We start from the raw sequence: 20,551 nt of genomic DNA, 5'->3' as shown, positions 1-20,551 counted from the left end.
GTCACGCGCCCCACGGGAAGTCCCGCAGCGCGGCGAGATTACGCAGGGCGAGTTCCGCCGGACTACCCGGGCCTTCGACGGGCCCGTCCCCCGCGGCCCAGGCCTCCAGGGCGGCACGCACGGCGGCGCTCGCCACCGCGGCGGCGAAGCGCAGCTCAGGGGCGGCGGTGCAGGGCATGTCAGGGGTCGTGGCGGAGGGCAGGTCAGGGGTCGCGGCGGGGGTCGGGTCAGGCGTCGCGCCGGAGGGCAGGTCACGGGGCGCGGCGGGGGTCGCGTCGGACGCCGCGCCGGAGGGCAGGTCAGGTGTCGCGAGGGGGGTCGGGTCAGGCGCCGCGCCGGAGGTCGAGTCAGGCGTCTCGGCGGGGGGCAGGTCAGGTGTCGCGGCGGAGGTCGGGTCAAGGGCCGCGGCGGAGGGCAGGTCAGGCGTCTCGGCGGAGGGCAGGTCACGGGGCGCGGCGGGGGTCAAGTCAGACGCCGCGGCGGAGGGCACGTCACGGGGCGCGGCGGAGGTCGAGTGAGGCGCCGCACCGGAGGGCAGGTCAGCTGACGTGAGAGGGGTCCGGTCAGCTGGCGCGGCTGAGGACAGATCCAGAGCGGCGGCAACGTTGTCGCCGCCCTCCGGCGCCACAGGCGCCCCGGGAGTCCCGGACGCCCCGGCACGTGTCACCCGTTCTGCCAGCACCTCCCCCAGCAGCCGCTCGGACGCCTGGCACACCTCCGCCCACACCCTGCGCAGGGACGGGGTCGCCTCGGCCAGGCGCAGGAGCGCGCGGACCCACTCCCAGGAGGCCGCCGAGACGCCGACGCCCGGGGTGAGGGTGTGGCGCACCCCCTGCTCCAGGGCTTGGATCACGCCCACGTCGGCGGGAGCGGCGCGCACCGCCTCCGCCCAGCGCTGGGCGCCGGCCGCGTACAGCGGGGCGACGGCCTCTTCCTTGGTGGCGAAGTACCGGTAGAAGGTGCGCGGGGCGATACCGGCCGCCTGGGCGATGTCCTCCGCGCGGGTGGCGCGCAGGCCGTGTCGCACGAAGAGGCCTGCCGCCGCCCGGGCGATCTCCATACGTGTCTCGGCCTTCCGCCGCTCGGTCAGCGAGGGCGAAGGCGGGGTCGGGGTGGTGCTGCTCACGCCCGGCAGGCTATGCCCATGTGACACAATCTGCCATCTGGCGGGCCACCCCGTGGTTCAGGTACGGGGTGGCCCGCCCTCCAGCACCCCACCCCCACTCCTCCTCACCGGCTTTCCGGGCGAAGGCGGGCCGGGCAGTAGAGAGCCGGGCTCCGGCGTCCGGGGGGAAGGACGCCGAAGCCCGGCCTCGGGGAAAGTCCCGGCGCCGGGGGGAGTGCGACGGGACTTGGCTGTTGGGGTTCATGGGGCATGGCCCCGGGCCCGAACTGGTGGACCCAGAAGTCTTGTTCCCTCAGTCCGCGGATTGAAGCGGCGTTACAACGCCATGTTTGCGCGGTCTTTCGCCACCCGGCGTACGCGGTGACCTCCGGGCGCACACGGTCCGTCACCCACGGTTGTGGGAGGCGGTCCGTCCGCCCGGAGACTCACCGTCACACGTGTCACGCCGCCGCGTCGAATCCGGTGCTGCGGGCCAGCTTCTTCAGCTCCAGCAGCGCGTGCTTCTCGATCTGCCGGATGCGCTCGCGGGTCAGGCCGTGCTCCTTGCCGACCTCGGTCAGCGTGCGCTCCCGGCCGTCCTCGATGCCGTAGCGCATCTTGATGATCGACGCCGTGCGCTGGTCGAGCCGGCCGATCAGGTCGTCGAGCTCCTCGCTGCGCAGCAGCGTGAGCACCGACTGCTCGGGCGACACCGCCGAGGTGTCCTCCAGGAGGTCGCCGAACTGGGTCTCGCCCTCGTCGTCCACCGACATGTTCAGCGAGACCGGGTCGCGGGCCCAGTCCAGCACGTCGGTGACGCGCTCCGGGGTCGAGCCGAGCTCGGTCGCGATCTCCGCGGGCTCCGGGTCCCGGCCGTGCTCGCGGTTGAACTCGCGCTGCACACGGCGGATCCGGCCGAGCTCCTCCACGAGGTGGACGGGCAGGCGGATCGTGCGGGACTGATCCGCTATCGAGCGGGTGATGGCCTGGCGGATCCACCACGTCGCATACGTGGAGAACTTGAAGCCCTTGCGGTAGTCGAACTTCTCGACCGCGCGCACCAGGCCGGCGTTGCCCTCCTGGATCAGGTCCAGCAGCGGCAGACCGCTGCGGGGGTAGCGGCGGGCGACCGCGACGACCAGGCGCAGGTTGGAGCGGATGAAGACGTCCTTGGCCCGCTCGCTCTCGTCGACCAGGGCCTGCAGTTCCTCGGACGAGGCCCCGGCCTTGTTCTCCTCCAGGCCGTCGAGGATCTGCTGCGCGAACACACCCGCTTCGATGATCTGGGACAGCTCGACCTCCTTGGCGGCGTCGAGCAGCGGTGTACGCGCGATCTCGTCGAGGTACATGCCGACCAGGTCGCGGTCGGCGATCTCGCCGCCATGGGCGCGAACACTGCTTGCCGCATCGGCCGTCTCGCCGGTGGCGGACTGACGACGGGCGACGGCACGGGTTGCCATGCGAGCTCCCTTGCGATGGTGAGGTCAGCGGGTGGTCCTTCGGACGCGGGACTCCGTCTTCCGGGACTCTCCGGACTCTCCTCGGGTGCCCTGCATCCGATGGAAACAACGACTGGAATCAGGACAGAATTCCCAACCCGGCCCCCGATTTTTCTGATCATGCAGTACCCTGTCCGGCCACACAGGGAGGCGCGGTGCTGACAGAACGTACAGAGGTGCAGGTCAGGCCAGGAGTCGAGGCTGACCTCGACGCCCTCACAGCCCTCTACAACCACTATGTACGTGAGACGGCGATCACATTCGATACCGCGATCTTCAGTCCGGAGGAGCGCCGCCCTTGGCTGCTCTCCCACCCTGAAGACGGACCGCATCGCCTGATGGTTGCCACGACGGCGGACTCACAGGAGATTCTGGGCTACTCCACTTCCAGCCCTTTCCGAATGAAGCCCGCCTATGCCACCTCCGTGGAGACGACCGTGTACGTCGCCCCGGACGCGGGCGGGCGCGGCGTCGGCACGCTCCTCTACGCGGCCCTCTTCGAGGCCCTGTCCGGCGAGGATCTGCACCGCGCCTACGCGGGCATCGCGCTGCCGAACGAGGCGTCGGCCCGGCTGCACGAGCGCTTCGGGTTCCGGCATGTCGGCACGTACCGGGAGGTCGGCCGCAAGTTCGGCCGGTACTGGGACGTGGCCTGGTACGAGAGGCCGCTGTAGGCACCCGGCCACCGGGCCCGCCTCAGCCGAACTGCACCGACCGCTTCGCCAGCCCCATCCAGAACCCGTCGATCACGGACTTCTGCGCGTCCAGCTCACCGGCCGCGTCGGCCGCGCCCATGGTCACGAACAGCGGGGCGAAGTGCTCGGTGCGCGGGTGGGCCAGCTGCCCGGCGGGTGACTTGCGGGTGAAGTCGAGCAGGGCGTCCACGTCACGCGCCTCCAGCGCCCGCCGGCCCCAGTCGTCGAACTCGGCGGACCAGGCGGGGATGCCGCCCTGCCGGAGCGCGGCCAGGTTGTGGGTGAAGAAGCCGGAGCCGACGATGAGCACGCCCTCGTCCCGCAGGGGGGCGAGCTTGCGGCCGATCTCCAGGAGCCGGACCGGGTCGAGCGTCGGCATGGACACCTGGAGGACCGGGATGTCGGCCTCCGGGTACATCTCGACCAGCGGGACGTAGGCGCCGTGGTCGAGGCCGCGGTCGGGGACGTCCTGGACGGGCATGCCGGGGGCGCGCAGCAGCTTGCGTACGGACTCGGCGAGCTCCGGTGCGCCGGGGGCGTCGTACTTCACTTGGTAGTAGTGCTCCGGGAAGCCCCAGAAGTCGTAGACGAGCGGCACGGTCTCGGTGGCACCGAGGGCGAGCGGGGCCTCCTCCCAGTGGGCGGAGACGATCAGGACCGACTTGGGGCGCGGCAGGCCGGCGGACCATGCGGCCAGCTCACCGGGCCAGACCGGGTCGTCCGCCAGGGGCGGTGCGCCGTGGCTGAGGTACAGAGCGGGCATGCGCTCCCGAGTGGCGGCGGACATGCTGCGGCTCCTTCCAAAAAATGATTCCCTAACAAACTGTACGAGCCATTTGTTTAAAGTTCAAGGAGGGGCCACGTAGAGTGGAACACATGAAGGCACCCGCATCCGCATCGACACCCGGCTCCGCCGCGGAGCCCAAGGAACCGCGCTGGCTCACCGATGAGGAGCAGCGCGTCTGGCGTTCGTTCATGGAGGGCGTCACCCTCCTCGACGACCATCTCGACCGTCAGCTGCAGCGTGACGCGGGCATGCCGCACGTCTACTACGGCCTTCTGGTCAAGCTCGCCGAGGCACCGCGGCGGCGGCTGCGGATGACCGAGCTCGCGATGCTGGCGAAGATCACCCGGTCCCGCCTCTCGCACGCCATCGCGCGTCTGGAGAAGAACGGCTGGGTCCGCCGGGAGGACTGCCCCGACGACAAGCGGGGCCAGTTCGCCGTCCTCACCGACGAGGGCTACGACGTGCTGCGGCAGACCGCGCCGGGCCATGTGGAGGCCGTTCGCCAGGCGGTCTTCGACCGGCTCTCCCCGGAACAGCAGAAGTCCCTCGGAGAGATCATGCGGATCATCTCCGAGGGACTTCAGCCGGCCGAAGCGGGTGCGGACCTGCCCTGGCTCCGCTGACGCGGGAGCCGGGGCAGGTCCTGGATTCCGTAGGTGCGAGGCGTCCCCTTCCTCGCGCCTGCGGATGGCCCGAAGGGGTGCGGGTGCGCGGGCGTCAGTGGGCGACGACCGGGATCTGCACCTCGTCCGCCGCGCTCTCGTCGGAGCCGGTCACCGTGGTCGTACCCGGACGGCCGGCGTTGACGAAGGTCAGGGCGATCACGGCGGCCACCACGAGGATGCCGACGGCGAACCAGATGGCGCTGGTGTAGCCCTGCACCATGGCCTCCAGCTGGACCAGCTGCTGCTGGGACCGGCTGGTCGCCCCGGCGATGTGGTCGGCGACGTACGCCGTGGTCGCCGAGGCGGCGATGGTGTTCAGCAGGGCCGTGCCGATCGCGCCGCCCACCTGCTGCGAGGTGTTGACCATCGCGGAGGCGACACCGGAGTCCCGGGGCTCGACGCCCTGGGTGGCCAGCGACATGGCCGGCATGAACGCCGTACCCATACCCAGGCCGAGCAGCAGCATCGCCGGCAGCAGCAGGGCCGCGTACGAGGAGCCGATCTCCAGCTGGGTCAGCAGCAGCATGCCGAGCGCGGCGACCAGGAAGCCGGGGCCCATCAGCAGGCGCGGGGCGACGCGGGTCATCAGGCGGGTGCCGATCTGGGTGGAGCCCGTGATCATGCCCGCGATCATCGGCAGGAAGGCGAAACCGGTCTTGACCGGCGAGTAGCCCTTCACGATCTGCAGGTAGTAGGTCAGGAAGAGGAACAGGCCGAACATCGCGATGATCGCGAGACCGAGGGAGAGGTAGATCCCGCCGCGGTTGCGCTCGGTGATCACGCGCAGCGGCAGCAGCGGGGCCTTGACCTTGGACTCGACGAGCACGAAGGACGCCAGCAGCACGGCCGAGGCGACGAACATGCCGACGGTCACGGAGTCGCTCCAGCCGTCCGACTCGGCGCGGGTGAAGCCGTAGACGAGGGCGACCAGGCCGAGGGTGGACAGGACCACGCCCGGGATGTCGAGCGCGGAGCGGTTGCGGCCGCCCTCGGGCTCACGGATGACGAAGTAGGCACCGGCCGCGGCGACGATGGCGAACGGGATGTTCACGAAGAACGTCCAGCGCCAGTCCAGGTACTCGGTGAGGAAGCCGCCCAGGATCAGGCCGACGGCGCCGCCGCCACCGGCGATCGCGCCGTAGATGCCGAACGCCTTGGCGCGCTCCTTGGCGTCGGTGAACATCACGGCGAGCAGGGAGAGCGCGGCGGGCGCGAGCAGGGCGCCGAACGCGCCCTGGAGGCCACGGGCGCCGAACATCATCGCCTCGTTGGTGGCCGCGCCGCCGAGCGCGGAGGCCGCGGCGAAGCCGCCCAGGCCGACGACGAAGGCCTTCTTGCGGCCCCACAGGTCGGCTATCCGGCCGCCGAACAGCAGCAGACCGCCGAAGGCGAGGGCGTAGGCCGTGACGACCCACTGCCGGTTGCCGTCGGAGATGCCGAGGTCCTGCTGGGCGGAGGGCAGGGCGATGTTCACGATGGTGGCGTCGAGGACGACCATCAGCTGGGCGAGCGCGATGAAGACGAGCGCTTTCCAGCGGCCCGGATCCGGTTCGGCCGGGGCGTGGAGAGCCTTGGAGGCTGTTTCAGACATGGGGATACCCACTTCGGGACTTCGTGACGGAAAAAGGTGACGAAAGGTGACGGCCCGTCCTCGGGGACGGCCGCAGGGACTGTGCTTCAGGTGTTCAGGCGGTCGGGCGGTCGGGCGTTCAGGCGGTCGGGCGTTCAGGTTTCAGACCGGTGGGGCGGGCTGAACTGATCGGTCAGGGCCGGCGCAGATCCTCCAGAGTCACGGCCGTGCCCGGGAGGGCGGAGCGAGCGGGAGCCCGCAGCCCGTCCAGGAACAGCTGAAGATGGCGGTGGACGAAGCGGTCGGCGCGGAAGCAGTCCGTACCGGCCGGGGGCCTGCTGAGCTGGGCCACGGCGATCATGACGTCCCCGACGTCCACGTCGGACCGGAGCTGCCCGGCCGCCCTGGCGCGGTCCATGACCTCCGCGACCTGCCGTTCGACTCGCTCGCGCGCGGCTTCCAGATCCGGGTGGTGCTTGTCGAACGTGCTGGAGACCATCGGGCACAGCGCGCTGATCCGCTCGTCGGCGGCGGCGTGCACGAAGCGCTCCAGCGCCTCGAACGCGTCGCCGGTCTCGGTGAGCGCGGCCTCGGCGGCCGCGGCCGTGCGGTCCATGACGGAGCAGACGACCTCGCGGACGAGCGCGTCGCGGTCCGGGAAGTTGCGGTACACCGTGGCGTTGCCGACGCCGGCCCGGCGGGCGATCTCGTCGAGCGGCACCTCGGGGCCGTGCTCGACGAACATCTCCCGGGCGGCGGTGACGATCCGCTCCCGGTTGCGCAGGGCGTCGGCGCGGGGCCGGGGCACCTTGCGCGCTTCGGGGCTGGCGGTCTGCACGGCGTACTCCTGGTGTGGACGGTGAGTGGTGCTCCGATCCGGGGAGCGGATCCCCGTTTCGGTCGGACACATGGCTAAACGGGGAGTGGGTCCCCGGTATTTCCCGCTCTCGCGGAAATTGTTTGTGACCTGGCTCACAAACCCCTCGGGTCGCTACTGACGGGAAACCCACGATCGGTCTCTTCCAGCGCGCGTCGCCTCACCCCGCGACGCAGGGTGATCGCAAGGGTGCAGCCGGAGACCGGAGGCTGCCGTGGCGCGGGAGGTCCCTTGCAGGTGCCTTGCATACAGCCGCGGCCCCGGCGCCCCCGCCCGCACGGCACGGCGCCGCCCGGCCACCGGATACCCAGGCGCCGGCTGGCCGCCCTGGCCTGTGTGACCGCCCTGACCTTCACGGTCAGCACCTCGGCCGGCACGGGCCCGCTGACCCCGGGCGCCAGTACGGCGGGAGCGGGCCCGATCACCCTGTCCCACACCTCCGCACACGGCCCCTGCATGATCCGCGGCGCCCGCGAGGTCCAGATGTCCGAGGGCATCCCCACCTCCACCGGCTACACCCGCTCCACCGGCACCGTCCGCGCCCTCACCCTGATGATCGACTTCTCCGACGCCCCAGGCGAGGGCGAGGCCCAGGACCGCTTCCGCGAGTTCTTCCCGCAGACCCGCGAGTGGTTCCGCACCAGCTCCTACGGCCGCCTCGACTACCGCCCCGAGACCCCGATCCCGGGGTGGCTGCGGATGCCGAAGTCCTTTCGCGAGTACGGCATAGAGCGCGGGGCTCCGTTCGACCCCGGCTACCGCACGCTGGTCCAGGACCTCGTGGCGGCCGCCGACCCACAGGTGGACTTCCGCGCGTACGACCTGCTGAACGTCCTGGTGAGCCCCAACGCCGGCCCCTCGGCCCTGGACACCGTTCTGTCCGTCACCTTCGCCGGCAACCCGGACGCCCCGACGGCCGACGGCATACCCGTGGCCAACGCCTCCTTCGTCTACTCCCGCCAGGACGACGGCTCCGGCTCCTACGACCGCACCGGCTACCGCGTCCTCCCCCACGAGAACGGCCACGTCTTCGGCCTGCCCGACCTGTACACCGCGGAGGGCGGGGGCGCGGTCGGCCACTGGGACATCATGAGCGAGGACTGGGGCGCCAACAACGACTTCCTCGGCTGGCACAAGTGGAAGCTGGGCTGGCTCGACGCCACCCAGGTCCACTGCGCGGCGTCCCCCGGCACCACGGAGTACACGCTGACGCCCCTGGCCGAGGCCGGTGGCTCCAAGCTGGTCTTCGTCCCCCTGGACGGCAGAACCGGCTACGCCGTCGAACTGCGCACCCGCGCCGGCAACGACGAGGCGGTGTGCCGCCCGGGTGCCCTGATCTACAAGGTCGACGCCGAGGTGGACACGGGCATGGGCCCGGTCACCGTCTACGACTCCCGCCGCGACAGCGGCGGCTGCACCCGCGCGCCGAACGTCCACGCGGAGTTGTCGGACGCGCCGTTCACGCCCGGGGAGACGTTCCGGGACGCGGGGAGGGGGATCACGATCGAGGTGGCGGGGGCGGGAGCGGTGGCGGAGGCCAGTGCGGAGGGGGGCTATCGGGTGCGGGTGACGAGGGAGCAGGGCGTAGGGGGTGAGTAGGGCAGGTAGGGCGTAGGGAGCAGACGTAGGGAGCGGAGAGCAGGGAGTACGTGCGATGCGCGGGGCCCCTCGCGGCCTCCTGGCCACGGATTCCGGATTACGGTGGGCCTGTCGCGACCGTCGCGGCCGCCGTACCGGAGAACCGATGCCAGCGAAGCCCATGCCCGAGACCCCGGAGGGGTCCGCCCCGCCGGCCGACGAGAAGGGGTCGCCGGTCGAGGCGACGACCGCTTCGGGCGCACGGAGGGTTACGGCCGCCCGGACGGTTACCCCGGCCGCCCGGAGGGGTGCCCCCGCCGCGCAGGGCGCTCGGAAGGGCGACTCGGGTGCGGGGGGCGTCCCTGCGGAGGATGTCCCCTCTGAGGGTGTCCCCGCAGAGGCGGTCACTCCCCTCATCCGCGGCATCGCGGTACTGCAGGAGCTGACGGAGGCGAACGGCACGCTGAGCCTGAGCGGCCTGGAACGTGCCACCGGCCTCGCCCGCTCCACGGTCGACCGCATCACGGCCACGCTCGCCCGCATGGGCTACGTCCGCTTCGACGGCCGGGACGTCCACCTGTCCCCCCGTCTGATGGAACTGGGCAACGCCTACATGTCGGCCCTGCGCCTGCCCGCCCTGCTCTCCCCGCACGCGGACGCCCTGGCCGACGAACTGGACGAGTCGGTCTCCCTCGCGGTCGCCGACCGCGACGGCATCCGCTTCATCCACCAGGCGACCCGCCGCCGCGCGATGTCCCTCAGCTTCCGCATCGGCGACCTGCTCCCTGCCGAACGCACCGCACCGGGCCCGCTGTTCGCGACGCAGTGGACGGCCGCGGACTGGCAACGCTGGCGGGACCGCAGGGCGGCGGACCCGAGGGACCTGTCCTTCACGGCCGTACCGCCACGCACGCACGGAGCGGACGTGAGAGACGACGAGAAGTTCGCACGCCGCACGGAACAGGCTTCGGCGGACGGCTGGTCCCTGGACGACCAGTTGATCGAGCCGGGTCTGGTGGCGATCTCGGTACCGGTCCGGACCCCTGGGACGAACGGCCGGATCGCGAGCGTGGCGAGCGTGGTCAGCCACACGAGCCGCCACACCGCGCACAACCTGCGGAAGACGCTGCTGCCGAGACTGCGGTCCGCGGTGAGGGCGATGGAACGCGAACTCCACGCCACTCCGCCCCCCGAGCCCGGCCCGCCCCCGTCGGACCTGGCGCTCTGGACGGGTGCGTCGAAGCAGCAGCTGGGCCGCGAGTTCATCGAATCCCTGGCCCGAGGCCTGACGGTCCTCACGGCCTTCGGCGAGGGCAGGCCGGAGCTGACCCTCACGGAGGTGGCCCGGGCGACGGGCCTGGCCCGGGCAACGGCCCGCCGAGCCCTGATCACCTACGAACACCTGGGCCTGGTGGCCCCGGCCGGCCGCACCTTCACACTGACCCCCCGGGTCCTCTCCCTCGGCTTCCCGCCCCTGTCCCGCACCTCCCTCCCCGAGATCGCCCAGCCCCACCTGGCCGACCTGACGTCCCGCATCCACGAGTCGACGTCATTGGCGGTGCTGTCGGACTCCGGCGAGGAGATCCAGTACACGGCCCGGGTGGCGACGGCCCGGGTGATGAGCGTGAACATCACGGTGGGCACGCGTCTGCCGGCGTACGCGACGGCACTGGGCAGAGTCCTGCTGGCGGACGCGCCGTCGGGCACCCTCCGCCCCGAGGCCCTGCGGGCTCTCACCCCGCACACGGTCACGGACGCACACGCCCTCGAAGGGGCCCTGACCTCGGTCCGCTCGCAGGGCTACGCCCTGGTGGACGAGGAACTGGAAGAGGGCCTCCGCTCCATCGCCGTCCCGATCCGCGACCGCTCGGGCCGGGTGGTGGCGGCCCTGAACACAGCGATGCACGCCAGCCGCCGCACCCCGAGGGAGTGCGTGACGCACCTCCTCCCCGAACTGACCACCACGGCCACCCGCATCCAGACAGACCTCCACACGGCCACGCGCTTCACCCACGTCCCCGTGACCTGACCCCGGGCTCAACCGGCCGCGACGCATCCCCGACCTGACCCCACACTCACCCGGCAGCCGCGCATCCCTGACCTGACCCCCACACCCGCCAGACCCGCATCCGGTACGCTGACGCCTGTGGTCCTCCCAGACCACAGGCATGCCGCCGCTTGCGTCTGCTGCCACTGCCTTCGTAGCTCAGGGGATAGAGCACCGCTCTCCTAAAGCGGGTGTCGCAGGTTCGAATCCTGCCGGGGGCACCAGCCAAAACGGCCCGGACCGATCATGGTCCGGGCCGTTTTGACGGCACCATTTGACGGCAGTCGCCTCTCAAGCGGCCGGCCGCCGACGCCTGAGCAGGCGATCCATGTGGCTGATCGCTTCCCGCTGGGTGTCGTGCACGACGTGCGTGTAGACGTCCATCGTGATGCTGATCTGGCTGTGCCCGAGGATCTCCATGATGACGCGCGGCGCGACACCGGCTGCCGTCAGCAGCGTGGCGCAGCCGTGCCGGGCATCGTGCAGTCGGACCACCCTCAGCCCCGCATCGGCAGCCACCCGCGTGAACGACCGGTAGACGTTCCGCGGCTCTACCGGCCGGCCGTTGCGCGTGGCAAAGACGTAGCCCTTTTCTGACCACTCAACCCCGGTACGCGCGAACGTCTCCCGCTGCCGTAGCCGGTGCCAGCGAAGCGGCGCGATGCACAACGCGGGCATCGGGATCACGCGCCGGCGGCGGCTCTTGGGGTCGTCGTCGTAGAGCGTGCCGCGCCGACGCTGCGTCTGCTGGCGTACGTGCAGCACCCGGTTGTCCAGGTCCACGTCCGACCAGCGCAGGCCCACCAGTTCACCGCGCCGCAGGCCCATGGCGATGGCCAGGACGAACGCGGCATAAAGCGGGTCTCGCCGCGCGGCCTCCAGAAAAGTCAGCGTCTCCTCCAGGGACCACGGACTGATCTCGCGCTGCTTCACCCGGGGCGGTTCCACGAGTGAAGCGACGTTCCGCGTGATGAGTTCTTCGCGCACAGCGGCCGTGAGAGCGGTACGGAGCACGCGGTGCGCTTCCTTCGCGGTCGCGGCCGTGCTGGTGCTCTGCATGCGCGTGGTGAAGCGGCGCACGTCGGCGACGCTGAGCGACTCCAGCCGCTTGGTCCCCAGCAGAGGGACCAGGTAGCGGCGCACATGCATCTCGTACTTGTCGTACGTGCTCAGCTTGCGGCGCGGTTCGATGTACTGCGCCAGCCAGTACGGCAGCCACTCGGAGAGCTTGGCGGAGCGGGTGGGCGTCGGGATGCCCTGACGGGCGCGGCGCACCAGTTCCTGACGCTTCTCGTCGCACTCCTCCCATGTGTTGCCGTAGACCGTCTTGCGAGCTCGGGTGCCGTCCGGCTGAGGAACGTACACGCGGCCCTCGTAACGGCCGTCCTTTCGCTGCCAGATGCTTCCGGCACCGTTCGGGTTTCGCTTGCGCGCCATCAGGCGGCCTCCTCAAGACGGTTCTTCATGTACGTGGCCACCGCATCCGCCGGGACGCGACGCAAGCGGCCCTCGGTGAAACTCGGGAGGCGCTTACTCCGGATCAGGTCGTAGACCTTGAAGCGGCTCATCCGGAGGGCGCTCATAACCTCCGGGACGGTCAGGGCTTGGTGACTCGTGGGCAGGGGGGAGTTCATGCCACAACTCCTCTTGGAGGTGAGCCTGCAAACGGGATGGGTTGAGGGCTGGGCCTTACGTGGCCGTGCCTGTCCGAGGTGCGGATTTCTGCGTCATCGCGTCACCTGCGTCAATCAGGCGTCTGACCTGCGGGTTCCGGTGACGCAGCGGGGCGGGTCCTCTGTCACCGATGACGTGGGCGCTCGTCACGGGGTGACGTTGATGACGCGTGATGACGCAGGATTCACCGCCTGCGTCACTGCTGTTGCCGCAGGTGGGCGGCCGTCTGTCGGGCCCGTGGTGACGCAGTGACGCAGATTTTCCCTACTTAGGAAGAAAAGGGGTGGCGTCTGTAGGTCTTACGCCCCGCTCAGGGCTTGAAGAACGGGCCGCTTCGCGGCGCGACCGTGCAGGGCGGCTGTCGCCGCCGAACGGCAAGAGGAGCACCCCCGGCGGGGCGTGCTCCTCTTGCTTGTCCGCCCGTCCGGGCGTGCGGTCAGAACGCGGTCTGCTGCTCGGGCGGCGGGGGCGGGGCCTGGCGGCTGAGTTCGATGTAGCGGGCGGCGCTGGTGCGGCCCCAGTCGACCAGGACGCCCCGCGCGGCAAGGGTGGGCTGGATGCGCCTCAGCCGGTCGGAGAGCACCTTGCCGGTGGTGGGCCAGCCCTTGGGCAGGGGGCGGCATTCCTCGCCGCTGTAGAGGGCGGTCAGGGCATGCAGCCACTCTGCCGACGTCATCCGTACCTCTTCGCCCGGGGTGAGTTCGGAGGCGTGCTTGAGGACTGTTTGTGCCAGGAGATCGCCCTCGATCACGTCGTCATTGAGGTCGTCCAGGCTGGCCCGGTATGCCTCCAGCGTCCCGAAGCCGGTGGCGGTGTCGAGCTGGGCGCACAGGTGGGCGAAGTCGGCCATGCGCAGATCGGTCGGGGTCTCGGCCTGCACGGTGCGGACCTTGACGGTCAGGTCGAGCAGGGAGCCGAGGACGATGGGAAGGATCTCGGCGTACTCCGCCCACAGCTCCGCTTCGGTGCGCCGCACCCGGGGGCGTTCCAGGCGCAGAGTGAGGAGCCGTTCGGCGAGGTCGGGGCGGATCACGCCGACGTCGATGCCGGTCAGCAGCATGGGCCGGCGGTAGCGGGAGCGGACGACGTCGCCGTCGGTGAACAGCGCGCGCTTGATGCTCTCGGCCCCGGTGATGATGCAGCACATGAGGTCGGACAGATCGGGGGGCAGGTGGGAGAGGTTGTCCAGGGCGGTGATCCATCCGGCCGCGACCGCTGTGATCATGTTCTCTTCGTCCTTGGGTGCCCTGCGCAGGTCGCCGGTCATGCCCTCGATGATCCGCACGAGCATCCGCCCGCCGGTCGACTTGCCGGCGCCCTGCGGGCCGGTGAGGAACGGCGCGGGAACGGGCACGGACGGCTCCAGGCAGCCGATGAGCCACGCGATGGCCAGGGCCTCGGTCTTGGCGTCGGCGAAGTTGCACAGCCGCATCAGCAGGTCGATGCCCTTGCCGTTGGTGTCCTTGGCGGGCACGGGGAGCTCCCCGGTGAGCTGGGTGCGCCGCCAGCACACCTCTTCGGGGTCGGGGATGCGGATGTCCCAGCCGGTGGGGTGGATGCGGACAGACTGCCCGTCGTCGCGGCCGAGGTCGAGCCAGGTGGCCCCGTCGAATCCGGGGGCCACGCGGATGTGGGTGGGCTGTACCTGCTCGGTGAGGGCGAGTGCCTCGATCAAGTCCAACGCCTCCTTGAGGGCGGTTCCGTTGAAGACGCCGACCCCGTCACGGAAGAGGCCGACCATGAGTTCCTGGCGGTGGCTCCCGGTCGTGCCCTGGGAGCGGATCGGACGGGCCACGGGGTGGCCGGTGCGCTGCGCGTAAACAGTCCCGTCGACGGTGCGGAAGTACCGGAAGTGGGACTGCGCGTATTCAGTGATGACCTGCCGGGCGGGGTTCTTCTCGTCGTCGGACACGGTCACAGTCCCAACGTCGTCAGGGCGTTTGCCCACGCGTCGGTGCAGTGCCGCAGGGACTCACCCTTAGCCTGCGCGGCGGTGAACAACCGGTTGACGTGGGTGTCGGTGAGGCAGCCGCACCGGCCGTGCGTCGACAGCACCGCGAGGAACGTCCGGTACACGGTCGCGTGCACGGCGCTGCGAGCCTCAGTGATGCGCTGCACGGCCATGGCAATGCCACGCTCCAGGTAGGCAGGTGTGCGGTGCCTGCACTCGCCCCCATGGCCCCTCATGGGCGCTGTGAGGCTCTGCGGCGCCCTGCGGGCCGTAGACGGTTCCTTTACTGCCAGCGCGCGCACAGCGTCGGGGAGAGCGGCTGTGGAGCCGGTACCGAAACCAAGCCAACGGGCGTACGACATCTGGGACTTGATGTCGACGCCGGGGCGGACGGCGTTCACGGACCGCATGACGCCCCGGTAGATCCAGTGCTCTCCCCGCGTTGTCGGCACCGTGAGCGTGGTGGGCAGGGTGGTGCGGGCCCAGGCGATGGCGTCCGCGTCGTCCAGGTCCACCACGGTCATCCCGGCGCCGCCGGGATGGTAGGCGACAGCGACCGCCCGACGCCATGCGGCCATCCAGGCCGGGGAGGCGAGGACGGCCGGGTCGGTGGTGGCGGCGGCCCAAGCGTGGCAGACACCGGGGCACTGGCACGGGCCGGGCACTTTCATGTTGGGCCGTCCGCCGCACGCGTTGCCGTTGCAAGCGGGGCAGTTGCTGAACGGGACCTTGCCCGCCCGCAGGGGCAGGGACGGGATGCCGTGTGCGGCGAGGGAGAGCGCGGTGCCCATGAGGCCGGGAGTGGGCAGGGCTCGCCGCTGGAGGGTGGCTTGGGTCATGCTGGTTGTCTCCAGTTCCTAGGAGTGGTGCTGGAACAGGGGCGGCCCCGAGTTCTTGGCGGAATGGGGGGCCGCCCTTGGCGTAGCTACTGGTCGTGAAGGCAGGCGTACTGCTGGCGGACGTAGGCACGGGGGTCGCAGATCACGCCCGGCTGATCCATGTCGAGCAGGGACACGGCCGCCGCGTGGGCGGTCTCGGTGGCTTCGCTGAAGAGGTCTTGGGGTTCGTCCATGAGCGCGATGCGGTCCAGCAGGGCGGCCTTGCGCAGGTAGAAGTCCCGGTCCAGCTCGGTGAAGCACTCGGCCGTGGCGATGGTGCGCGCGGTCCAGCCGATCTCGCTGACGATGCTGGGGGCCTTGGCGTACGCCTGCTCGGGGGTGGGCCAGTCCGCCGGGGCGGGGAGGTGGTCGGCGGTGAGGTAGAGGCGGGTTTGCGCGCCGTCGCGGGTCCGGCGCCGGCGCACCGCGCCGGTGGCGAAAGCGGCGGTGAGTGCGGTGGTGACGCGGTCGGAGTCGGCGGGGTCGCAGATGACGCGGATCTCGAACACGTGGGCTCCTGTCAGCCGTTGAAGTGGTTGCGCTTGAAGACGGCCTTGCGGATGTTGAAGGTGTTGCCGCCCTTGTGGCTGCTCGCGCCGAAGACCTGCACGGCGATCCATCCGCCGAAGATGACGGCGGCGAGGGTGATGAGCTGGGTGATGAGCGCGGTCAGGGCGGTGATGAAGGTGGTGAGCAGCAGCAGGCCGCCGCACACCGCGAGGAACCCGACGCCCCCGAGGGCGACGTTCACCGCCGCGCGGGAGACCGGCGGCTTGGCCGCGGCCGGCTCGGGCTGGACGGGGCTCATGGCGTAGCCGGTGACGACACGGCCGTCCGGGAGGACGACGCTCGCGACCGTCGGCACGCCGTACGGCTGGACGGGGATGAGCGGTGCCGGCGTGACGGCGGCCGGGGTGATGGGGGTGGGGTGGTGGACTTCCACGGCCCTCTCGGCGGGGGCCTTGCCGTGCTGTTCGGGGTACATGCGGAATCCCTTCCGGTGCCGGTTCAGGGAGGCGGAGGCACCCCCTCGGGGGTGCTGTGTGGAGGGGGTTTCAGGGGCCTGGCCTGCGGTGCCTCCCCGACTCCCTGACTGATCATTTGTGCAGGTCAGGGCCAGGGAGGCGGGTCAGGGAGGGGGTTAGGGAGTTCTCCCTGCCTCCCTGACCCGGGCGGGGTCGGCTCCCTGTCATCCGTCGGCGGAAGCGGAACCCTCGTCGTCGCGGTTGGCGAGGGCTCGGGAGACGCGGTCACGGGAGACGACCATGACGCCGTCGGACTTGTACGGCTCGGCGCCGGCGTCGTCCAGGACGCGCTTGAGGTCGATGAACGACCAGCCGCCGTAGGCGTCCTGGTTCAGATTCGCCAGACGGGTGAGCACATCCTTCGTCCGCACCCGCGAGGACTCCCCGAGCACGCTCGCGATGTCGGCGAGCGGGTCACGCTCCTCGCCGCGTTCGATGGCGTGCAGGGTGGTGACGCCGTCGCGCAGGGCCTTGGCCCGGTCGGTGATGGCTTCGGCTGCGTCGTCGTCGATGTAGTGCGTGCGCACCGTGATGGACGACTGTCCGGCCGGGATGTCGATGCCGGAGGAGGCGAGGACCAGGGTTCCCTGGTCCAGGCCGGGACGCAGCAGGTTGGGGGCGGCGCCGCCGTCGACGGCCTTGTCTCCCAGGGCCATGCGGGCCTGGGACTCGGTGCCCAGGGCGAGGGAGGCGCGGGTGTGGGCGCCCTCGCGGACCAGCTTGGGAAGGTTCTCGTTCGTCGGGTCCTGAGTGCCCTGCCACATCAGCACGTTCACAGCACGGCCCTGGTTGTGAATCTTCCGGACGGCCATGAAGTACCGGGAGTTGGCCTTGGCGCCGCCGTAGGGGCGCTTGTCCTCGTCCTTGGCCGGGCACATGAACGCCACCTGCGCCTCGTCAACCAGCACGATCAGCGGCGGGAACGTCGTTCCGGGCGGGGCCTGGATGCGGCGGTTCATCTCGTCGACAGCGCCCTCGACCATCTCGGTCACCTGGATCACGTGCTCATCCGTCGGGCCCTGGATCAGGGTCGTGGCGAGCCCGTCGAACATCGCCCAGTCGCCCACACCCTTGAGGTCACCCATGAGGAACTGCACCGACTTGTCCAGCGACAGCCACAGCGCCAGCGACCGGAGCGCCACGGTCTTGCCCTGGTTGGACAGGCCCGTGATGAGAAGGTGGCGCTGATACAGGCTCAGAGCAGCAGCGTCGCCGCGCAGGTCCTGGCCCCAGGGCGCCTTGCCCTTGGCGTAGTCGGCGGTCATCGTCTCGTCGGTGACCAGCGGAGACGGACCGATCGGCTCGTCCAGCGCCCCGGAATCGGCGATCCACAGCCGCACGGTACGGGCGGCCTGGGGGATGGTGATGAACACTTCGTGCTCGTGGCGGGTGAGGTTCTCGGCGAGCTTGCGGCGCCGGTTCTGTACCTCGATCGTCGACACTCCCGAGGGGAGGGTGACGTCGACTTCGACACCGCATCCGGCGATGCGGATCGGGCCGAGCATGGAGGCGCCAGCGTCACCCATGTCCTTGATGGCGTTGCGCAGGGCCGGGACTCCGAGGTCGCGCAGGGCCTTGACGACGATGGACGGGGTGATCGGCTCTCCCTCGCCGTTGCGGACGTTGTCGGGCAGGGCCCAGTTGGGTGCGGCCTGCTGCTTGCGGCCGACGGACCACAGGGCGAGCAGGGCGAAGAGCGGGCCGAGGGTGATGGCGTAGGGCCAGACGACTTGGACGATGGTGATGAGCAGGCCGATGAACTCGATCACCGCAGTCAGCGGGGTGATGACGTCGGCGACGTCCTTGGTGTTGAGGGCCATCACGATGCCGAGGGCGACCAGGGTGCCGATGCTCATCCCGGTGCCGATGGCGGCGCCCTTGGCCACGTCGACGGGCGAGGTGAGCAGGTCCATGCGGCGCCGGTGCCGGGCATCGCGGAAGCGCTGGAGACGCTCTTCCCACTCCTCGGCCAGCTCGTGGTTCCCCGCGGCTTCGGCGGCGCGGATCATGCGCTCGTAGCGGGAGCCGGTACGGCCGTCCCAGGTGCGGCGGGCTACGATCCGGCCCCCGTTGAACGTGTACATCCCGTGGCGGGCGACCGCGCGGACGGTGGTGGTGGTCTTTTCGTCGGTGGCGATGCGCTTCACGGCCCGCCCGGAGCGCACCCACAGCGGCACCACCGGCGCCGGCGGCGGGTCGGACACCACGGTGAGCGTGGTCACCGGCGCGTCCTGCGCAGGGGGTTCGGGGTCCTTGTGGAGGCGTACGACGTTGTCGGACATGCTGAGGGTTCTCCTGACTGCCCCGATGCGGGGCGGGAGTTGAGGGAGGGGCCGGGGTGGCCTGGTCCGTGGCAGGAAAGAGGCCACCCCGGCAGCACGGGTGGGGGCGTGCGGTGTCAGGCGGCGCGGGCGCCGGGGACGAGCTTTTCGGCGAGGTACTCGCGGCTCTGTGCCTCGTTCTCGTCCAGCTCGACCAGCTGCTCGTGTTCGCGGGCCTGGCGGCGGGACTGGCGCTCGATGCCGAGCCCGTCCCGGGTGTCGCGCACGATCCGTTCCAGCACGCCCTTGCGGCTGAACTGCATGGCGTGCACCAGCTCGTGCACGAGCGTCACGGCGAAGTCGGCCGGGGTGGGGTGCTTGTCGGCGTTGATCAGGATCAGCGTCGAGCCGCCCGGACGCGGGATCGCCCGCGCCTGGGCACCGCGGGCGATCCGCTTGCTCTCCTGTGTCGCGCGCTTGAGGGCGCGGCGGTCAGCGGCGCCTGCCAGCGCGATGTCAGCGGCGACCATCAGTTCGGCCATGCCGCGCTCGGTGGTCAGGACGACTTCCACGTCCGGCATGCGGCCGGCCACGGACCGGCTGACGAGCTTGACGGCCTGCTCGGTCAACCGCCGGGAGGTGCGCAGGGTGGAGCCGTAGCCGGGCAACTTGTGCGTACTCACCGTGGTCTTCAAGACTGCCTCCGTCTCGGAAATGGCGCAGGTCAGGCGGCGGATTCGCCGGGGTAGACGCATGTTCCGCACATGCCGAGTGAGGTAGGGATGATGTAGCTCGCATCCCGCCCGCATTCAGGGCAGGTGCGGCGGGCGGTGTTGGCCTTGGCCAGGGCCGCCCACTTCGCTGGCGTCATGGGACGTACGGGCTTGGCGTCTGCGACGCGGTAGAGGTAGGCGACCAGTGGCCCCCCGCGGCGGCGTGGCCGTTCGAGCTGTGCGGCCACGTCCTGCCCGCCGGGGCGCAGGCCGCGTGCGCGGAGCTGGCGGCGGGTGGCGTAGCCGTCCGGGGCCAGGCGCCACCGGAACACCGGCAGCGCCCCCATCACGCCACGCGCTTCCACGCGGCCCGCAACCGAACCTCAGAGGCCGAGTGACCGGCCGTGCGGAAGCGGGCGGCCATCTCGCGGTAGGACAGGGCCGGGGTTTCGCTACGCCGGATCTCGTCGACCAGAACGTCAAGCGCCTCGTCGCTCAGCGCGGGCCCCGACTCCAGCGCGGGAACCGCCTCCGACGGGCCCCAGACGGGCAGTTCCCAGCGAGGTGTGACGTCGGGCGTGACGCGGCCCGTCACGCTGGTCAGGGCCCTGGAGGTGTCCTCACCCTGGCGTGCCTTCTCCAGCGTCGACCACGCCTCAGCGAGGGTGGCGGCGGTCTTAGCCTGGACGCGTGCGACGCGGGCCCCGGCCTGCGTCACGGCCGCCAGGCGGGTCTCCTCCGTGGCCGCCTCGGACCGCAACCGGGCACGGGCCACGGCCGCCTCGTCGCGCGCCTCCTGCTGAATGCCCTGGATCGCATCCAGCGCATCCGCAGTGAGCGCGGTGCGCTCCCACAACCCATGGACCAGCCACAGCGCCTTGGCCGCCAGCGGCAGCCACGACACCGCGAGCCAGGCCCCGACCGAGTCCTTCTCCGCCATGAGGGCATGGGCGACCAGGACGCCGGTCGCCGCGACGCCGAACACCCAACCGACCACCGTCACCGGGGTGCTGTGGTCGCCCTGCGCGGCAAGGCGCCGCTCGTAGGCGAGGGTGGCCAGCCACCCGCCATCCAGGCCGAGACCGACGACCAGGGCGACACTCTTGGGCATGGCCTGGTCGAGCCACATCACGACCACGGCGAGGGTGAGCACCATGGACACCGCCGTCATCGCCATGGCGGGCAGTACGGTCTTGGCCCGCGTGATGCGCAGCAGGTTCGCGGCC

General features: G+C 70.8%; 18 protein-coding genes, 1 tRNA gene and 2 pseudogenes. 5 read left to right on the top strand and 16 right to left on the bottom strand.

The window, feature by feature from the left end:
- Position 1 precedes the first annotated feature (1 nt).
- From AB0G20_RS18560 to AB0G20_RS18550, 3 genes and pseudogenes are all read right to left on the bottom strand, one after another.
- A pseudogene (locus AB0G20_RS18560) lies at positions 2–157 on the bottom strand (TetR family transcriptional regulator); the annotation flags it as partial.
- A 504-nt stretch (positions 158–661) separates the two neighbouring features.
- Positions 662–1,060: pseudogene (locus AB0G20_RS18555) on the bottom strand (TetR family transcriptional regulator); the annotation flags it as partial.
- A gap of 506 nt (positions 1,061–1,566) precedes the next feature.
- A complete protein-coding gene (locus AB0G20_RS18550; protein ID WP_361303263.1) occupies positions 1,567–2,565 on the bottom strand; it encodes a sigma-70 family RNA polymerase sigma factor in 999 nt (332 codons plus the stop codon).
- A 194-nt stretch (positions 2,566–2,759) separates the two neighbouring features.
- Between AB0G20_RS18550 and AB0G20_RS18545 the strand changes: the two genes are divergently transcribed.
- Positions 2,760–3,278, top strand: coding sequence for an N-acetyltransferase family protein (locus tag AB0G20_RS18545; protein ID WP_361303260.1), 519 nt, complete (start codon positions 2,760–2,762; stop codon positions 3,276–3,278).
- A 22-nt stretch (positions 3,279–3,300) separates the two neighbouring features.
- On the opposite strand, the gene AB0G20_RS18540 is transcribed toward AB0G20_RS18545, so the two are convergent.
- Positions 3,301–4,086, bottom strand: a complete 786-nt coding sequence (locus AB0G20_RS18540) for a class III extradiol ring-cleavage dioxygenase (RefSeq protein ID WP_361303257.1) — start codon at positions 4,084–4,086, stop codon at positions 3,301–3,303.
- Between the two features lie 89 nt (positions 4,087–4,175).
- Between AB0G20_RS18540 and AB0G20_RS18535 the strand changes: the two genes are divergently transcribed.
- Entirely contained in the window at positions 4,176–4,709 is a 534-nt protein-coding gene (locus AB0G20_RS18535; protein WP_361303254.1) for a MarR family transcriptional regulator, read from the top strand.
- Positions 4,710–4,803: 94 nt separating this feature from the next.
- Here the strand turns inward: AB0G20_RS18535 and AB0G20_RS18530 are convergent, their stop codons facing one another.
- Together AB0G20_RS18530 and AB0G20_RS18525 are read right to left on the bottom strand one after the other, a co-directional pair.
- Positions 4,804–6,342 carry an MFS transporter gene (locus AB0G20_RS18530; RefSeq protein ID WP_361303251.1) on the bottom strand — a complete coding sequence of 513 codons (1,539 nt, stop codon included), beginning with the start codon at positions 6,340–6,342 and terminating at the stop codon, positions 4,804–4,806.
- 172 nt (positions 6,343–6,514) lie between these two features.
- A complete protein-coding gene (locus tag AB0G20_RS18525; RefSeq protein ID WP_361303248.1) occupies positions 6,515–7,159 on the bottom strand; it encodes a helix-turn-helix domain-containing protein in 645 nt (214 codons plus the stop codon).
- A gap of 375 nt (positions 7,160–7,534) precedes the next feature.
- On the opposite strand from AB0G20_RS18525, the gene AB0G20_RS18520 reads away from it, so the two are divergent.
- From AB0G20_RS18520 to AB0G20_RS18510, 3 genes are all read left to right on the top strand, one after another.
- Entirely contained in the window at positions 7,535–8,797 is a 1,263-nt protein-coding gene (locus AB0G20_RS18520; protein ID WP_361303245.1) for a M6 family metalloprotease domain-containing protein, read from the top strand.
- Between the two features lie 145 nt (positions 8,798–8,942).
- On the top strand, positions 8,943–10,805 hold the full coding sequence (locus AB0G20_RS18515) for an IclR family transcriptional regulator C-terminal domain-containing protein (protein ID WP_361303242.1): 1,863 nt from the start codon (positions 8,943–8,945) through the stop codon (positions 10,803–10,805).
- 166 nt (positions 10,806–10,971) lie between these two features.
- Positions 10,972–11,047: transfer RNA gene (locus tag AB0G20_RS18510), tRNA-Arg, on the top strand.
- A gap of 67 nt (positions 11,048–11,114) precedes the next feature.
- On the opposite strand, the gene AB0G20_RS18505 is transcribed toward AB0G20_RS18510, so the two are convergent.
- The 10 genes from AB0G20_RS18505 to AB0G20_RS18460 form a co-directional block, all read right to left on the bottom strand.
- Positions 11,115–12,260: a site-specific integrase gene (locus AB0G20_RS18505; protein WP_361303239.1), complete on the bottom strand. Its 1,146-nt coding sequence runs from the start codon at positions 12,258–12,260 to the stop codon at positions 11,115–11,117.
- Positions 12,260–12,457, bottom strand: a complete 198-nt coding sequence (locus AB0G20_RS18500; protein ID WP_033271141.1) for a helix-turn-helix domain-containing protein — start codon at positions 12,455–12,457, stop codon at positions 12,260–12,262. The genes AB0G20_RS18505 and AB0G20_RS18500 overlap by 1 nt, the downstream gene beginning before the upstream one ends.
- Before the next feature lie 476 nt (positions 12,458–12,933).
- Positions 12,934–14,409: an ATP-binding protein gene (locus AB0G20_RS18495; RefSeq protein WP_361303857.1), complete on the bottom strand. Its 1,476-nt coding sequence runs from the start codon at positions 14,407–14,409 to the stop codon at positions 12,934–12,936.
- 2 nt (positions 14,410–14,411) lie between these two features.
- Positions 14,412–15,287, bottom strand: a complete 876-nt coding sequence (locus AB0G20_RS18490; RefSeq protein ID WP_361303236.1) for a DNA primase — start codon at positions 15,285–15,287, stop codon at positions 14,412–14,414.
- An 86-nt stretch (positions 15,288–15,373) separates the two neighbouring features.
- Positions 15,374–15,835 (bottom strand): hypothetical protein, encoded by a 462-nt coding sequence (locus AB0G20_RS18485; protein WP_361303233.1) that lies wholly within the window; start codon positions 15,833–15,835, stop codon positions 15,374–15,376.
- An 11-nt stretch (positions 15,836–15,846) separates the two neighbouring features.
- The gene (locus AB0G20_RS18480) at positions 15,847–16,311 is read right to left on the bottom strand and encodes a hypothetical protein (RefSeq protein WP_361303230.1); all 465 of its coding nucleotides are present in this window, start codon (positions 16,309–16,311) and stop codon (positions 15,847–15,849) included.
- A gap of 204 nt (positions 16,312–16,515) precedes the next feature.
- Positions 16,516–18,633: an FtsK/SpoIIIE domain-containing protein gene (locus AB0G20_RS18475; protein ID WP_361303227.1), complete on the bottom strand. Its 2,118-nt coding sequence runs from the start codon at positions 18,631–18,633 to the stop codon at positions 16,516–16,518.
- 116 nt (positions 18,634–18,749) lie between these two features.
- A complete protein-coding gene (locus tag AB0G20_RS18470; RefSeq protein ID WP_361303224.1) occupies positions 18,750–19,307 on the bottom strand; it encodes a hypothetical protein in 558 nt (185 codons plus the stop codon).
- Between the two features lie 29 nt (positions 19,308–19,336).
- Positions 19,337–19,672, bottom strand: a complete 336-nt coding sequence (locus AB0G20_RS18465; RefSeq protein WP_361303854.1) for an RRQRL motif-containing zinc-binding protein — start codon at positions 19,670–19,672, stop codon at positions 19,337–19,339.
- Positions 19,672–20,502 (bottom strand): protein spdB, encoded by an 831-nt coding sequence (locus AB0G20_RS18460; protein ID WP_361303851.1) that lies wholly within the window; start codon positions 20,500–20,502, stop codon positions 19,672–19,674. The genes AB0G20_RS18465 and AB0G20_RS18460 overlap by 1 nt, the downstream gene beginning before the upstream one ends.
- Positions 20,503–20,551: the final 49 nt, after the last annotated feature.

The sequence above is a fragment of the Streptomyces sp. NPDC024017 genome (assembly GCF_040638895.1).
In the GTDB taxonomy this organism is placed as follows: Bacteria; Actinomycetota; Actinomycetes; order Streptomycetales; family Streptomycetaceae; genus Streptomyces.
This window is presented reverse-complemented; position numbering and strand designations above follow the sequence as displayed.